Genomic DNA, 14,063 nt, shown 5'->3' on the forward strand with positions numbered 1-14,063 from the left:
GTTTTGAAGTTTAAATTCCGCAGTACGAAATTATAAATTAAGACTGTGAATCCTTGATTCAGACGGGGTTTGTACCTGTTTATACAAAAGAGGTGTTGTATTCTTTATCTTCTTGAAAGTTGAGAAGAATGTAGACTTAGAATTAAATCCTACTTCATATCCAATCTCTTCAATTTTTAAATAAGACCCATTATTTATTTTTTCACAGGCTTCATTGATTCTGTACTCATTGATATAAGTAGAAAAACTCTTGGCTAAATTATCATTCAGCAACTGAGAAAGCTGATGGGCTGACATATTCATTTTAGAAGCTAAATCACTTAATTTCAAATTCGGATTTCTATAAAGTTCTTCTGAGTTCATCAATCTTTCCAATTTAGAAACAAAACTATCAGCCTGTTCTTCTGAAATCTTTTTATTAGAGTACCTGCTATTAGTTTCTTTTACCGGAATATGTTGATATTTTCTATTGAATAAAATTAAAAAATTAGCATACAGAACGAATGAAAAAACCAAACTTCCCCCAGCACAATAAATCTGTACCCAACCTGTAGCAATCAATTGATAAGCTAAAAATATAATAACATTACTCACGAGAACCGGAAGAACAAATTTATTCGGACTTACAATATTCTGTTTTGAAAAAATATAGTATTGGTACACAGTAAGAAATACAAATACCGACCAAGCCGTATAAATAAAAGTACCAAAATAACGGTCCCAGGTCACCGGAAAAAATAAATACAGCAATCCAACAACTCCCAAAATAAGTGTCATTATTCCGAATGTTTTCAAGCAGGTCTTCACATCAAACTGATCATTCTGAAAGGAAGATTTAACGTAATAATACAGCGCAGGTCCTGTAAAAAATAATGCAGGCATCCCCAAATGCTGAATAACCCTAGGTAAATCCGGATAAAAATAAATACATACAGAAATTCCTACCCGTAAACTGAACATCAGGAGAAGAATTCCCAGAAAAAAATCGGGAAGATTTTTCAACTTTTTGATACATAACAGATAAATTCCCAATAAGAGCCCATTGAAAGCCCCCACTGCGCTGAAGAAAAAAAGTATCTGTTGTCCGAAGGTCATCGTTTTTTGTTTTAATTTTTAACACGAATATAATCAACCAGCCCTATGTCTTCATTATAATAGAATGATTTCCCATATATTTTACCAATAAACATCGGCTATTTAATTATAATTATGTACTGAGTAAATTTAATGAATTATTGGATTGAATTTCAGATAGATTGATATTTTTTGTAAAATCAGGATGGAATGTTTTTTTAGGTTTTGGCTAAAGCCCGTCTCTATTGAATGATAAGCTTTGTGGATACTATTGTGGATAAAATGGTTCGGTAATTTGTTTTTTAATCTCCCACAGATCGCGCAGATTTTCACAGATGCTAATTTATTTTGTTAGAAATATTGTTTGCATAGGACTTTCATTAGCTATAAAGCTAATCCTATTACTTATTATTCATTGCTTATTACTCATACCCTAGCCCCGATAGAAACGGTTACCCCGCAGTCTGCACTGGAGAGGCTTGGCGCGAGGAGTATGAGTGGATAGCGGGAAATAGCTCCTCATCATTAAAAAACAAAAAATCCCAAAGCAAGCCTTGGGATTTTGATATGGTATAAGCAAATATTATCTGCTTGCGATATCGATATAGTTTCTTTCCTGAGCACCTTGGTAAACCTGTCTTGGTCTTCCGATTGGGTCTCCTTTCAATCTCATTTCTTTCCACTGAGAAATCCATCCTGGAAGTCTTCCTAATGCAAACATTACAGTGAACATTTCTGTAGGAATTCCTAACGCTCTGTAGATGATACCTGAATAGAAGTCTACATTTGGATATAGTTTTCTTTCTACGAAGTACTCATCTTCAAGTGCTACTCTTTCTAACTGCATTGCAATGTCAAGAGCTTTATCCTGGATCCCTAATGCTTTAAGGATATCATCAGCAGCTTTCTTGATAATTTTCGCTCTTGGGTCGAAGTTTTTGTACACTCTGTGTCCGAATCCCATTAGACGGAAGCTATCTCCTTTATCTTTAGCTTTAGCAACATATTTAGATACGTCACCACCATCTTTTTCGATAAGCTCAAGCATTTCGATTACAGCCTGGTTAGCACCACCGTGAAGTGGCCCCCAAAGAGCTGATACCCCAGCAGAGATAGAAGCGAAAAGACCTGTGTGAGCAGAACCTACCATTCTTACTGTAGAAGTAGAACAGTTTTGCTCGTGGTCAGCGTGAAGGATTAATAATTTATCTAATGCATTTACAACTACCGGATCGATTTCGAAATCTGCATTTGGTAATCTGAATGCCATTTTGTAGAAGTTTTCTACGTAGTTTAGGTTGTTATCCCCGTGGTTTAATGGTAAACCTTGAGTTTTTCTGTAAGTCCAAGCACAAAGGTGAGAGAACTTAGCGATCATAAGCTCAGCAGCATGATCCATTTCTTCTTTAGAGTTTACGTTAACTGCCTTTGGGTTGAAAGCTGTTAAAGCAGAAGTCATAGAAGATAAAACTCCCATAGGGTGAGCAGAACGAGGGAAAACATCGATGATTTTTTCATCTCGTCTGCAATGAAGTTATATTTTTTAATATTGTTGTCGAAAGAAGTAAATTGATCCTGAGTAGGTAATTCTCCATGTAATAAAAGATACATTACTTCTGTGAAGTTAGATTTCTCAGCAATTTGCTCAATTGGATAACCTCTGTAGAATAATTCTCCTTTATCTCCGTCTAAGTAAGTGATGTCGCTAATAGTAGCTCCTGTATTTTTGTAACCTAAATCCAGAGTGATCAAACCTGTCTGGTCTCTTAATTTTGAAATATCAATCCCTCTGTCTCCGATAGTACTATCCACGATTGGATATTCATATGAATTACCGTCGTAATTCAATATTACTTTGTTGTCTGACATTATTTATTTATTTTTTTTAAATATACCACTTTCCATAAAATACGGCAAACAAAAATTATCGCTTGCCGTTATTTATAAATTCGATTATCTTTTAATTTTAAATGCTTCTAAGCCTGGGAAAATTGCAGTTTCACCAAGAGCTTCTTCAATTCTCAATAACTGGTTGTATTTTGCCATTCTGTCTGATCTTGAAGCTGAACCTGTTTTGATTTGACCACAGTTCATAGCTACTGCTAAATCAGCGATGGTAGAATCTTCAGTTTCTCCTGATCTATGAGACATTACGGAAGTGAACTTGTTGTTCTGAGCCATCTGTACTGCTGCCATTGTTTCAGAAAGTGAACCGATCTGGTTTACTTTTACAAGGATTGAATTCGCAATTCCTTCTTTTACTCCTCTTGATAATCTGTCAACATTTGTTACAAATAAGTCATCCCCTACTAGCTGTACTCTGTCACCGATTTTATCAGTTAACATTTTCCATCCTTCCCAGTCATCTTCCTGCATACCATCTTCGATAGAGATGATTGGATATTTAGCTGCTAATTCAGCAAGGTAAGAAACCTGCTCTTCTCTTGATCTGTGAGCTCCTTTATCTCCTTCGAATTTTCTGTAGTCGTAAGTTCCGTCTTTATAGAATTCTGAAGCAGCACAGTCTAATGCCAACATAATGTCGTCACCTGGCTTATAACCTGCTTTTTCGATCGCCTGAAGTAATGTATCCAAAGCATCTTCAGTTCCGTTGAAAGTTGGAGCAAAACCTCCTTCGTCTCCTACTGCTGTAGAAAGACCTCTTCCTTTAAGGATAGATTTAAGGTTGTGGAAAATTTCTGTTCCTTTTCTCAATGCGTGAGAGAAAGAATCAGCTTTTACCGGCATAATCATGAATTCCTGGAATGCGATAGGCGCATCTGAGTGAGAACCACCGTTGATTACGTTCATCATTGGAACAGGAAGGGTGTTTGCATTTACACCACCTACATATTTGTATAGAGGCATTCCCAGTTCTGCAGCTGCAGCTCTTGCTACTGCTAAAGAAACTCCAAGGATAGCATTAGCACCAAGATTTCCTTTGTTAGGCGTTCCATCAAGGTCACGCATAATCTGATCGATATAGTTTTGTTCAAAAACCGGCTGACCAACTAAATTCTCTGCAATTACTTCTTTTACATTTTCAACAGCTTTCAAAACTCCCTTTCCCTGGTATTCTGAACCTCCGTCACGTAATTCTACAGCCTCATGTTCTCCTGTAGATGCTCCTGAAGGAACAGCTGCACGACCCATAGCACCGTTTTCTGTAAATACATCCACTTCAATGGTAGGATTACCTCTGGAATCTAAAATTTGTCTTGCTTCTATGTAAGAAATTGCACTCATTTTTTATTTTTTTTAGTTTAGACAAATTTAATCAAAATTTAACTTTTTGGGGTAGTTCAGGGTGATCTTTTTGAAATAATTAGCCGTTAAATTTTAGTTAATTTATATTATGATAAACTGGAAAAGCTGTTTGTTATAAATTAGAATTTTAATGGGTGAATTTATCTATAAAAACTCTCTGATATTAATAAATACCAGAGAGTAAAAATTGGGTTTAAATATTGTCTTTAAATCATTATTTCCATTAAAAGCTTTATCAAATAAAAATACTTGGTTTTTAGCTAGCTCATAATTGAAACTATATATACAAATAGAATGAATCAAGCTCAGAGCTTTCATCCTATTTCTAATAAAATGTAATATGATGGGTAAATAATGAAGCTTCTCCCTCAGTCTTCACTTCAGAAATATGAGTATCATTGTAAATAACTCTTCCTGACTGTCTGATCTTTACAGTCAAAATAGTTTTATTACATTCTCTACCTGTATCCTGTATAAACGATTCTATACTCAAGACCTGCCCAATCAGGTCATTGCATGTTCCTATTAAAATATTGTCAATAGATCCTTTTATAAATCTACTTTCCTGATTCGTTCTCAAAACCTTAAGAGTAGCAGATCCCAGCTGTCCCTCACCACCAAAATAAATGGAAACCGTAATCTGAGATTCATCATCAGGAAGTCTTATATTTTTGGCAGTAACATACCTGCCATCGTTTTCCTGTATATCTGATGAAACACTACTCATCTGTAATTCCATGATTTTGAGATTAAGTAATTGAGATTGGGTATTTATAATTCTTGTGAGTTGATCTTTTCTAGTTCTCATAATCGTAGTTTTTTCATTTCTTAAACTATTTTCTAGGTGATGGAGATAAAAGACCAGCTAAAGCACCTATAGCACCTGATGAGATTGTAGCAAAAATGGTTACCAATTGACTATCCGGTTTACCGTCACTCCAAAAGGAAAGAAGAATAAGCCCTGCTATGATGGCAATAATGGTCAATCCCAGCATAATAACAATAATCCTGTAAATCCAGTAATCTGTATCTTTTGGATTTCTAATCTCCATATTCTTAATTGCTTCTACAGGGTTTATTTTAAATTTCTCCTGAAGGTAACTACTGCTTTTCAACGCAGCTTCCAAATCTTCAATGCTGTCATTAATTAGAGTTTTCATGGCTATCAGTTTTATTAGCTCAAAGTTCACTCTAAAAAACATATCTGTCAATTACACAAAAGGGTGATTATATAAGCAAAAAGCACCATTAAAAATGATGCTTTCAATAATAAAAGTGAATAGTAATTACAGTGTTACTTCAAAGGTCAGCTTAGTTCCGGAGCTTGTAGATAAGATCTTACACTCTCCTTCTACTTCGATCATCCTTCTTTTCATATTCCGAAGTCCATTTCCCCCTGATTGGCTGTCAGGAATACCTATCCCATTATCTTCTATAGTTATTAAGAATTGATTTTCGTTTTGGGAAAAGGACAGTTTTAGAGTATTTGCCTGACTATGTTTATATACGTTATTAATAGCTTCTTTTAAGCATAAAAAAAGATTACGCCTCATTTCTGTAGACATGGGAGTCTGAGAAATAATATTTCCGCATTCTGGATGAAGTACCACTTTTGTTTTCTTTAAAAAACTTCCTGCATACAGTATAGCATAATCAACAAAGCTTCCTAATGTATCATTTCCGGAGTTCAGGCTCCAAAGCATTTCTCTCATGGAGATATTCATTTCTTCTGAAGTTTTCAGCAATTCATCAATATCACTCTGAAGTTCATTGTCTTCAATCTTATATTTTAGAAATTCCGCCTGAAGTTTTAATGCAGAAATACCAGCACCAAGATCATCATGCATATCGTGGGAAATACGTTCTCTCTCTTTCTCAATAGATTTTTGTTGTTCGAGTTCTTTTTGGAGAAGCTGATTTTGGTGTTCAGATTCTTTGAGCTGTTGTTCTTTTAAGTATAGAAGTTGTTTACGATTATACATTAGCACTACCAGTATAATAAATGCAACAAAAAGCATCATCACAACTATAGCCATGATATAAACCTGCTTTATTTGGGCTGGTAATTCATTCATAATTTGCAAAATAATCCTTTAAAGAAAATAAAATATGAAGCAATCGTTACCCATTGAAATATTATATTAATACTTTTTAAAAACTCAAAGTCTTCTTTTTCAAATAAATTCATTGGAACCAATCTAAAAAGAAAAAAAACAGCCCAAAGCAACAGTGAGACACTTACCCAAAAGAACTGTTTTTCCATTAAACTCACCTGGCTATTAATTTTAAATTCATTAAAAAGCCAAACAAGTCCAAGTATTATAAAAATAAAAGCCATCATAATTCCTAAACTAATAGAATATCCATTCTCTGGATATAAATATATTCCTATACCTAAAACTATAATATTTAAGCTCCATTTAACTAAATATTTTCTCCTATCAAGTAATTCTTTTAGATAAACATTTACAAAAAAAAGAGAGTATAAGATAGCTGACGTAGTATAGATTTTTATTCCTATCCACTTATAACTGAAAAATAATTCATAACATAGTACCAATAGGAAATAAATCCAAAAATAATTCTGCCTTGCTCTCTCATTATAACATGAAACAGCAAGACAAAGAATTAATAAACAATTATATATAATATCTTGTACCATAACTTAACATCCACCTGGCGGGCATAAATGATAGGTGTCAAAATAATATCTCATATCAGGATGGTACACATTATCCTTTACATCTCCAAAATTCATAACCAATGTTACTCTTTTAAAGAAATCATTTTGGGTTTTATCTAAATTAATTGCTGTAATTAAATATATCTTAGGATTAACTTTACCTACTTCAAATTTTTGAAATTCAGCAAAATGCGATTTATTAATCATTATTTTTGTAGGACAAGTATATTTATTAGGATTCTCTCCAATATCCAACTTAGGTTTTGACCTATTTTCAAAAGTTCCTTGTACAGCTCCAAAATCTTTCATTACAACTCCACCATTTACATTATCAATACAATAATATTCTCCATCTGAACTATTTTTATAAGCAACATCTAAACAAAATATTGTAGGGTCATAAATACTTGGACGCTCTACAATAAAAAGATCAATTACATCATTTTTTTCTTTTAATAAGAAATGAATTAAGTCAGGAGTAAGTTTAAAAATTTTCTGTAGATATGAAAAACTCTGAACATTAAATAATTTAATTGCGGCTTCTCCTAGGTCAGATGACATAGGTCCAGAATCTTGCTTTTCATCTTGTTGATAAAAATTTAACAGTTTATATACATCTTCATTTGTTTTCTTTTTGTCGCTTGTAACCTTAGATAATGAGGCACTAAAATTGGAAATAGCAATAAGATCATTACTTCCTAAAGATTCAAGATCCTCAAATATGTGATTAATGATAGATCTTCTTTTTTCTAATGATTCCATGATTTCTTAGTTTTTAAAATGGTTAAATTTATTAATAGCCTCCACTTTATTACTGACGTGGAGTTTTCTGTAAATATTACCCACATGCTTTTTCACAGTATCTATGCTGATACACTTTTTATCCGCAATCTCTTTGTAAAGAAGTCCCTGTGATAGCAGTTCAAGAATTTCCTTTTCCCGTTCTGTAAGTTCATCGAAGCCTTTAATCTCTGGAAGTTTTTTTTCGAAATGCTGCAATACTCTTCTGGCAATCGAAAAACTCATTGGTGCCCCACCATTATAAACATCCCGGATTGAAGAGAGTATTTTATCCATACTTTCACCCTTCACAAGATATCCCATCGCTCCAGCTTTTAAAGAATTAAAGATCTTTTCATCATCTTCAAAACTTGTACACATAATGAAATGGGTTTGCGGCATTTCCTTTTTGAGCCTTTCAATGATTTCAGTACCCAGCATATCCTGTAACTGAATATCCATCATAACAACATCGGGAGAAATATCGGGAAGGTTTTTCAAGGCATCATTCCCATCAAAGAACTGAGCCACTACTTTCATATCCTTTTGGTAATTGATTACCTTCTTCAACGCATTGTTGTAGTTCTTTTCGTCTTCTACTATGGCAATGGAAATGCTCATGTTTTTATTATTTGAAGCAAAGTTCATCAGAAAAAAGATCGGAGTCAATTACACTTTTGTGTAATCTTAAGATTTGAGTTGATAGTTATGGTTCGTTTTTATTCCTATTAAAATTAATTATTTTTCCATTTCAACATCAGATTTTTTCAATAAATTTTAACAAATACAAAAAGTCATTGTATTGGTAATGATTCTGTTACTTATTACCAGATATAACTCTTATCCGGTTACAAGAAAAAAGGAAAATTATTTGTGTAAAAACAGCAAAAAATCATCATATTGTAAGGCATGATTTTTGTAAAATTAAAGGGTAAAAATCATATTGAATATCAAATAATATAATCATGAAAAAAAGTCTTTTAGCACTTGGTGCTGTTCTTACATTAACTGTGATCAGCTGCAAAAAAAGTGAAAGCGGAAATAAGAGTATCATTAAAACAGACAGCTCAGAAACAGTAGTTACGGATAACAATGGAAAAATTGATTCTGTAACGCAGAGTTCATCAACAGTTAATGTCAACGGACAAAAAACTGAAAAAACGGATTTTGTATATAAAGCGACTGATGGAACATTGGTAAAAGTAATATTCAAAAATGATCCGAAAGAAAGTACAGTTGCTATTACCAGCAACAAAAAAACATTCACCCTTACTAAAGCAGAAACTAAAGGAGATGAAACCATCTATAAGAAAGATGATATGACAGTAAGAGTAAAAGGTGACAGTCTTCACCTTGAGCAGGGTAATAATATTATTGAACTAAAAAGAACAAAAATATAAAATCAAGCCGTTCCTGTTGGAGCGGTTTTTTATTCTTTACACTGAACGTTCACTATAACTACATAATAAAAAAACCATCCGGAATCCGGATGGTTTTCTATTTATATCTGAATGAATATTATTCTTCAGTTTTTTCTTCAGTAGTATCAGCTTTAGCTTCTTCTACTTTTTCTTCTACAACTGGAGCGTCAGCAACAACTGCTGCTTTAGCTGGTGTAGATCTTCTGCTTCTTCTTGTAGCTTTTTTCTCCTCAGCATTTGGGTTGTAAAGCTCGTTGAAATCTACTAATTCGATAAGAGCCATATCAGCAGCATCACCTGGTCTGAAACCTGTCTTAATGATTCTTGTATAACCACCGTTTCTTTCAGCGATTTTAGGAGCTACAGTTCTGAATAATTCAGCAACCGCAAATTTATTTTGAAGGTAAGAGAATACTACTCTTCTGTTGTGTGTAGTATCTTCTTTTGCTTTTGTTAATAGAGGCTCAACATATACTCTTAAAGCTTTAGCTTTAGCTACAGTAGTGTTGATTCTTTTATGCTCAATTAGAGAACAAGCCATATTAGAAAGTAAAGCACTTCTGTGAGAAGCTGTTCTTCCTAAGTGATTGAATTTTTTACCGTGTCTCATTATTAATTATTTATCAGCGTCTAACTTATATTTTGCAACGTCGAAACCGAAGTTAAGACCTTTTGAATGCACTAATTCTTCTAGTTCTGTCAAAGATTTTTTACCAAAATTTCTGAATTTCATCAAATCAGACTTACTGTAAGAAACCAGTTCTCCAAGAGTTTCTACTTCAGCTGCTTTCAGACAGTTAAGGGCTCTTACAGAAAGATCCATATCTGCTAATTTAGACTTAAGTAGTTGTCTTGTGTGAAGAGTTTCCTCATCATATTGGATAGATGCTTTTACAGCTTCAGTTTCAAGAGTGATTCTCTCATCAGAGAATAACATGAAGTGATAAATTAATATCTTAGAAGCTTCTGTTAAAGCATTCTGAGGGCTGATAGACCCGTCAGTTTCTATATCTAATACAAGTTTTTCGTAGTCTGTTTTTTGCTCTACACGATAATTTTCAATGCTGTACTGTACTTTCTTGATCGGCGTGAAAATAGAGTCAATAGCAATAGTACCTACAGGTGCATTGTTTGACTTATTTTGTTCAGAAGGAACATATCCTCTACCTTTTCAATATTGAAAGTAATTTCGAAAGTTACATCAGTATTTAGGTTACAAATCATTAAATCCGGGTTTAAAACCTCGAATCCGTTGATCGATTTTCCTAAATCTCCAGCAGTAATAATCGTTTGACCTGAAACTTTAGCAACAACCTGCTCGTTAGCCTGGCCTTCTGCTGAAGCTTTTAATCTTACCTGCTTTAGGTTAAGAATAATTTCGGTAACGTCTTCGATTACTCCTGGAATAGTTGAAAATTCGTGCTCTACACCTTCTATTTTGATAGATGAAATAGCGTATCCTTCCAGAGAAGAAAGCAACACTCTTCTCAAAGCATTACCGATTGTAAGCCCGAAACCTGGTTCTAAAGGTCTGAATTCAAATTGACCTTTAAATTCATCAGAGTTAAGTAAAATTACTTTATCGGGTTTTATGAATTGTAAAATTGCCATATTATTGGGTTGAGCAAAAATTTGATTAAAAAATTATTTAGAGTAAAGTTCGACGATAAGGTTCTCCTTGATGTCTTCCGGAATTTGGATTCTTTCAGGAGCAGAAATGAAGGTACCTTCTTTCTTCTCATCGTTGAATTGTAACCACTCATAGTTTGACTTAGAAGCCAATGCATTGGTAACAACATCAAGAGACTTAGACTTTTCTCTTACAGCGATTACATCACCAGCTTTTACCAAGTAAGAAGGGATATTAAGAATCTCTCCGTTCACAGTGATGTGTCTGTGAGAAACTAATTGTCTAGCTCCAGATCTAGTTTTAGCAAAACCTAATCTGTATACTACGTTATCCAATCTTGATTCACAAAGTTGTAATAGAACTTCCCCTGTTACACCTTTACTTCTGTGTGCTTTTTCAAATAAGTTAGCAAACTGTCTTTCTAAAATACCGTAAGTATATTTAGCTTTTTGTTTTTCAGCTAACTGAACTGCATATTCTGATTTTTTAGCACCTCTTCTTTTGTTAGGACCGTGTTGTCCTGGCGGTTGGTTTTTTCTCTTTTCGAAGTTTTTATCATCTCCGTAGATTGCAGCACCAAACTTTCTAGCAATCTTAGTTTTAGGTCCAATATATCTTGCCATAATGGGTAAATTCTAAAAATTAAACTCTTCTTCTTTTTGGTGGTCTACATCCGTTGTGTGGCATTGGAGTCACGTCAACGATTTCTGAAACTTCAATTCCTGAATTGTGGATAGATCTGATAGCAGATTCTCTACCTGCACCAGGACCTTTCACAAACACCTTTACTCTTCTTAAACCAGCTTCGTGAGCTACAGCAGAGCAATTTTCAGCTGCCATCTGAGCAGCAAATGGAGTATTCTTTTTAGAACCTCTGAATCCCATTTTACCGGCAGAAGCCCAAGAGATAACCTCTCCGTTTTTATTTGTTAAAGAAATGATGATGTTATTGAAAGAAGCCTGAATATGTGCTTCACCAATAGCTTCAACTTTTACTTTTCTCTTCTTAACTACTTTAGTTTGTTTTGCCATAATTCCTAACGATTATTTACTAGCTTTTTTCTTGTTAGCAACAGTTTTTCTCTTTCCTTTTCTGGTTCTAGAGTTGTTTTTCGTTCTCTGGCCTCTTAAAGGTAATCCAAGTCTGTGACGTATTCCTCGTTGGCATCCTATGTCCATCAATCTCTTGATGTTCAATTGCACTTCAGATCTTAATTCTCCTTCTACTTTTACGTTTTCTAGGATGTAAGTTCTGATGGCAGCCAATTCATCGTCATTCCATTCGTTGACTTTTTTGTCTTCGCTGATACCGGCAGCTTTAAGGATTTCAGAAGAAGTACTTCTTCCAACACCATAAATGTAAGTTAAACCGATAACTCCTCTTTTGTTTTTTGGTAAATCAATACCTGCAATTCTCGCCATAATTTAATTAACCTTGTCTTTGTTTAAATTTTGGGTTCTTCTTGTTGATTACGAACAGTACACCTTTTCTGCGTACGATTTTGCAATCAGCGCTTCTTTTTTTAATTGATGCTCTTACTTTCATTTTGATAGTATTTATTTTTTACAAATGCCAAATGGAATGTGTATTCCATTTGGCTAAATGTTTTAATATCTAAATGTGATTCTCCCTTTTGTTAAATCATAAGGAGACATTTCTAGTTTTACCTTATCACCAGGTAAAAGTTTAATATAGTGCATTCGCATTTTACCAGAAATATGAGCAATAAGTATATGCCCATTCTCTAGTTCTACACGGAACTGAGCGTTCGAAAGTGCTTCCGTTATAACGCCGTCTTGTTCAATATGTTTTTGTTTTGCCATAAATTAATATCCAGTCGTTCTAGACAGTTTAGATTGCATTAATCCATCATAATGATGGTTCAGCAGATATGTATTAATCTGTTGAACTGTATCTAAAATTACACCTACCATAATTAATAGTGACGTTCCCCCGAAAAATAGGGCAAACGCATCTGTCTGAACAAAGCTTCCATGCACAATTGCTGGAAGGACTGCAAAGATAGATAAAAAAATTGCACCTGGCAAGGTAATTTTTGATAAAATATCATCTAAGTAATCTGCTGTCTCTTTTCCGGGTCTTACTTTCGGTACTAAACCACCATTTCTCTTCAAATCATCAGCCATTTGGTTTACCGGAATTGTAATTGCAGTATAGAAAAACGAGAAGATAATAATTAATAGCGCAAACAATACATTGTACTGCCAGCTAAAAACATTCTTGAAACCTGCAAGAAAAGTGTTAGACTCATCGAATTTTGTTAATAATCCTGGTACGAACATCAATGCCTGAGCAAAGATAATCGGCATTACACCAGCAGCATTTACTTTCAATGGAATCCACTGTCTTGCGCCCTGCATAAGATTCTTGTTTACACCTCCTCTTGCTTGAGCTCTGCTTACATACTGAATTGGAATTTTTCTAACAGCCACTGATAAAATCACTGCTAAAAGAACTACCAACATCCAGAATAATACTTCAATAAGGATCATGATAGATCCCATTCCTCCTTTTCCGTTCTGCACGGCCATCTCCTGTACGAATGCCTCAGGTAATCTTGAAAGAATCCCCACCATAATAAGGATAGAGATACCATTTCCGATTCCCTTATCGGTAATCTTTTCACCTAACCACATTGCAAATACTGAACCACCTACCAGGATAACAATACTTGGTAACCAGAACATAATTGAATTTGGTTCTACAAAATATGCAGATTGGAACTGAGCATACGGTAAGAATAATTGAGTAATAGAAGTTAAATAAGAAGGTGCCTGTACCAGACAAACCCCAATCGTTAACCATCTTGTAATTTGGTTCAATGTATTTCTACCTGACTCTCCATCTTTCTGAAGCTTCTGAAGATAAGGAATAGCCATCCCCATCAACTGAACAATAATAGAAGCAGAAATATAAGGCATGATTCCTAACGCCATTACAGAAGCGTGGCTGAAAGCCCCCCCCGTAAACGACGAAAGCAAGCCAAGGAGACCTGCTCCTTGCTTGTTACCGCCTTGATTTTTATAATGCTCTAAGAGATCTCCCACCTCTGCAAGATTAATTGCGGGAAGTGAGATATAAGATGCGAATCTATACACAAGGATAATACCTAAAGTAAAGAGAATTTTATCTCTAAGTTCTTTAAGACTCCAAATATTTTTAAGTGTTTGTATAAATTCTTTCATT

16 protein-coding genes and 2 pseudogenes are annotated in these 14,063 nt (G+C 34.3%); 1 reads left to right on the forward strand and 17 read right to left on the reverse strand.

Translation table 11 applies throughout. The features are described from left to right. Nucleotides 1–30 precede the first annotated feature (30 nt). The 9 genes and pseudogenes from BOQ64_RS08400 to BOQ64_RS08440 all read right to left on the reverse strand — a co-directional run bounded on the left by BOQ64_RS08400 (nucleotide 31) and on the right by BOQ64_RS08440 (nucleotide 8,425). Nucleotides 31–1,095 (reverse strand): helix-turn-helix domain-containing protein, encoded by a 1,065-nt coding sequence (locus BOQ64_RS08400; RefSeq protein ID WP_129057705.1) that lies wholly within the window; start codon nucleotides 1,093–1,095, stop codon nucleotides 31–33. 562 nt (nucleotides 1,096–1,657) lie between these two features. After that, nucleotides 1,658–2,943 (reverse strand): annotated as a pseudogene (locus tag BOQ64_RS08405) (citrate synthase). A gap of 84 nt (nucleotides 2,944–3,027) precedes the next feature. Continuing rightward, nucleotides 3,028–4,320 carry a phosphopyruvate hydratase gene (gene eno, locus BOQ64_RS08410; RefSeq protein WP_047096803.1) on the reverse strand — a complete coding sequence of 431 codons (1,293 nt, stop codon included), beginning with the start codon at nucleotides 4,318–4,320 and terminating at the stop codon, nucleotides 3,028–3,030. Between the two features lie 346 nt (nucleotides 4,321–4,666). Further along, nucleotides 4,667–5,149 (reverse strand): hypothetical protein, encoded by a 483-nt coding sequence (locus BOQ64_RS08415; RefSeq protein WP_129057706.1) that lies wholly within the window; start codon nucleotides 5,147–5,149, stop codon nucleotides 4,667–4,669. Nucleotides 5,150–5,174: 25 nt separating this feature from the next. Next, the gene (locus BOQ64_RS08420) at nucleotides 5,175–5,501 is read right to left on the reverse strand and encodes a hypothetical protein (RefSeq protein WP_129057707.1); all 327 of its coding nucleotides are present in this window, start codon (nucleotides 5,499–5,501) and stop codon (nucleotides 5,175–5,177) included. 126 nt (nucleotides 5,502–5,627) lie between these two features. Next, a complete protein-coding gene (locus BOQ64_RS08425; protein ID WP_129057708.1) occupies nucleotides 5,628–6,416 on the reverse strand; it encodes a sensor histidine kinase in 789 nt (262 codons plus the stop codon). Next, on the reverse strand, nucleotides 6,413–7,003 hold the full coding sequence (locus tag BOQ64_RS08430; RefSeq protein ID WP_129059682.1) for a hypothetical protein: 591 nt from the start codon (nucleotides 7,001–7,003) through the stop codon (nucleotides 6,413–6,415). Before BOQ64_RS08430 ends, BOQ64_RS08425 begins: the two co-directional genes overlap by 4 nt. A 3-nt stretch (nucleotides 7,004–7,006) precedes the next feature. After that, the gene (locus BOQ64_RS08435) at nucleotides 7,007–7,786 is read right to left on the reverse strand and encodes a hypothetical protein (protein ID WP_129059683.1); all 780 of its coding nucleotides are present in this window, start codon (nucleotides 7,784–7,786) and stop codon (nucleotides 7,007–7,009) included. Nucleotides 7,787–7,792: 6 nt separating this feature from the next. Then, a complete protein-coding gene (locus BOQ64_RS08440) occupies nucleotides 7,793–8,425 on the reverse strand; it encodes a response regulator transcription factor (RefSeq protein ID WP_129057712.1) in 633 nt (210 codons plus the stop codon). Between the two features lie 344 nt (nucleotides 8,426–8,769). Between BOQ64_RS08440 and BOQ64_RS08445 the strand changes: the two genes are divergently transcribed. Then, complete coding sequence (locus BOQ64_RS08445) at nucleotides 8,770–9,204, forward strand: hypothetical protein (protein WP_129057713.1); 435 nt, start codon at nucleotides 8,770–8,772, stop codon at nucleotides 9,202–9,204. Between the two features lie 118 nt (nucleotides 9,205–9,322). Here BOQ64_RS08445 and rplQ read toward each other — a convergent pair whose 3' ends face one another. From rplQ to secY, 8 genes and pseudogenes are all read right to left on the reverse strand, one after another. Then, entirely contained in the window at nucleotides 9,323–9,835 is a 513-nt protein-coding gene (gene rplQ, locus BOQ64_RS08450) for a 50S ribosomal protein L17 (RefSeq protein WP_105702140.1), read from the reverse strand. Between the two features lie 6 nt (nucleotides 9,836–9,841). Next, nucleotides 9,842–10,836, reverse strand: a pseudogene (locus BOQ64_RS08455) (DNA-directed RNA polymerase subunit alpha). Between the two features lie 33 nt (nucleotides 10,837–10,869). Next, nucleotides 10,870–11,478 (reverse strand): 30S ribosomal protein S4, encoded by a 609-nt coding sequence (rpsD, locus tag BOQ64_RS08460; protein ID WP_105702142.1) that lies wholly within the window; start codon nucleotides 11,476–11,478, stop codon nucleotides 10,870–10,872. Nucleotides 11,479–11,497: 19 nt separating this feature from the next. Further along, on the reverse strand, nucleotides 11,498–11,887 hold the full coding sequence (rpsK, locus tag BOQ64_RS08465) for a 30S ribosomal protein S11 (protein WP_034694697.1): 390 nt from the start codon (nucleotides 11,885–11,887) through the stop codon (nucleotides 11,498–11,500). Between the two features lie 12 nt (nucleotides 11,888–11,899). Further along, nucleotides 11,900–12,277 carry a 30S ribosomal protein S13 gene (gene rpsM, locus BOQ64_RS08470; RefSeq protein ID WP_034694696.1) on the reverse strand — a complete coding sequence of 126 codons (378 nt, stop codon included), beginning with the start codon at nucleotides 12,275–12,277 and terminating at the stop codon, nucleotides 11,900–11,902. A gap of 7 nt (nucleotides 12,278–12,284) precedes the next feature. Beyond that, nucleotides 12,285–12,401, reverse strand: coding sequence for a 50S ribosomal protein L36 (gene rpmJ, locus BOQ64_RS08475; protein ID WP_007839480.1), 117 nt, complete (start codon nucleotides 12,399–12,401; stop codon nucleotides 12,285–12,287). Between the two features lie 62 nt (nucleotides 12,402–12,463). After that, nucleotides 12,464–12,679, reverse strand: coding sequence for a translation initiation factor IF-1 (gene infA, locus BOQ64_RS08480; protein ID WP_034684855.1), 216 nt, complete (start codon nucleotides 12,677–12,679; stop codon nucleotides 12,464–12,466). Nucleotides 12,680–12,682: 3 nt separating this feature from the next. Beyond that, nucleotides 12,683–14,062 carry a preprotein translocase subunit SecY gene (gene secY, locus BOQ64_RS08485; RefSeq protein ID WP_045491124.1) on the reverse strand — a complete coding sequence of 460 codons (1,380 nt, stop codon included), beginning with the start codon at nucleotides 14,060–14,062 and terminating at the stop codon, nucleotides 12,683–12,685. Nucleotide 14,063: the final 1 nt, after the last annotated feature.

This window comes from Chryseobacterium sp. CH25, from assembly GCF_004119455.1.
Lineage (GTDB): Bacteria > Bacteroidota > Bacteroidia > Flavobacteriales > Weeksellaceae > Chryseobacterium.

What these genes read in the sequence shown, in the direction of transcription:
- BOQ64_RS08415 (WP_129057706.1), bottom strand. Translation starts at nt 5,149, where the DNA reads ATGAGAACTAGAAAAGATCAACTCACAAGAATTATAAATACCCAATCT.
- rplQ (WP_105702140.1), bottom strand. Translation starts at nt 9,835, where the DNA reads ATGAGACACGGTAAAAAATTCAATCACTTAGGAAGAACAGCTTCTCAC.
- BOQ64_RS08435 (WP_129059683.1), bottom strand. Translation starts at nt 7,786, where the DNA reads ATGGAATCATTAGAAAAAAGAAGATCTATCATTAATCACATATTTGAG.
- BOQ64_RS08425 (WP_129057708.1), bottom strand. Translation starts at nt 6,416, where the DNA reads ATGAATGAATTACCAGCCCAAATAAAGCAGGTTTATATCATGGCTATA.
- BOQ64_RS08420 (WP_129057707.1), bottom strand. Translation starts at nt 5,501, where the DNA reads ATGAAAACTCTAATTAATGACAGCATTGAAGATTTGGAAGCTGCGTTG.
- BOQ64_RS08445 (WP_129057713.1), top strand. Translation starts at nt 8,770, where the DNA reads ATGAAAAAAAGTCTTTTAGCACTTGGTGCTGTTCTTACATTAACTGTG.
- rpsM (WP_034694696.1), bottom strand. Translation starts at nt 12,277, where the DNA reads ATGGCGAGAATTGCAGGTATTGATTTACCAAAAAACAAAAGAGGAGTT.
- secY (WP_045491124.1), bottom strand. Translation starts at nt 14,062, where the DNA reads ATGAAAGAATTTATACAAACACTTAAAAATATTTGGAGTCTTAAAGAA.
- infA (WP_034684855.1), bottom strand. Translation starts at nt 12,679, where the DNA reads ATGGCAAAACAAAAACATATTGAACAAGACGGCGTTATAACGGAAGCA.
- BOQ64_RS08440 (WP_129057712.1), bottom strand. Translation starts at nt 8,425, where the DNA reads ATGAGCATTTCCATTGCCATAGTAGAAGACGAAAAGAACTACAACAAT.
- eno (WP_047096803.1), bottom strand. Translation starts at nt 4,320, where the DNA reads ATGAGTGCAATTTCTTACATAGAAGCAAGACAAATTTTAGATTCCAGA.
- rpsK (WP_034694697.1), bottom strand. Translation starts at nt 11,887, where the DNA reads ATGGCAAAACAAACTAAAGTAGTTAAGAAGAGAAAAGTAAAAGTTGAA.
- BOQ64_RS08400 (WP_129057705.1), bottom strand. Translation starts at nt 1,095, where the DNA reads ATGACCTTCGGACAACAGATACTTTTTTTCTTCAGCGCAGTGGGGGCT.
- BOQ64_RS08430 (WP_129059682.1), bottom strand. Translation starts at nt 7,003, where the DNA reads ATGGTACAAGATATTATATATAATTGTTTATTAATTCTTTGTCTTGCT.
- rpsD (WP_105702142.1), bottom strand. Translation starts at nt 11,478, where the DNA reads ATGGCAAGATATATTGGACCTAAAACTAAGATTGCTAGAAAGTTTGGT.
- rpmJ (WP_007839480.1), bottom strand. Translation starts at nt 12,401, where the DNA reads ATGAAAGTAAGAGCATCAATTAAAAAAAGAAGCGCTGATTGCAAAATC.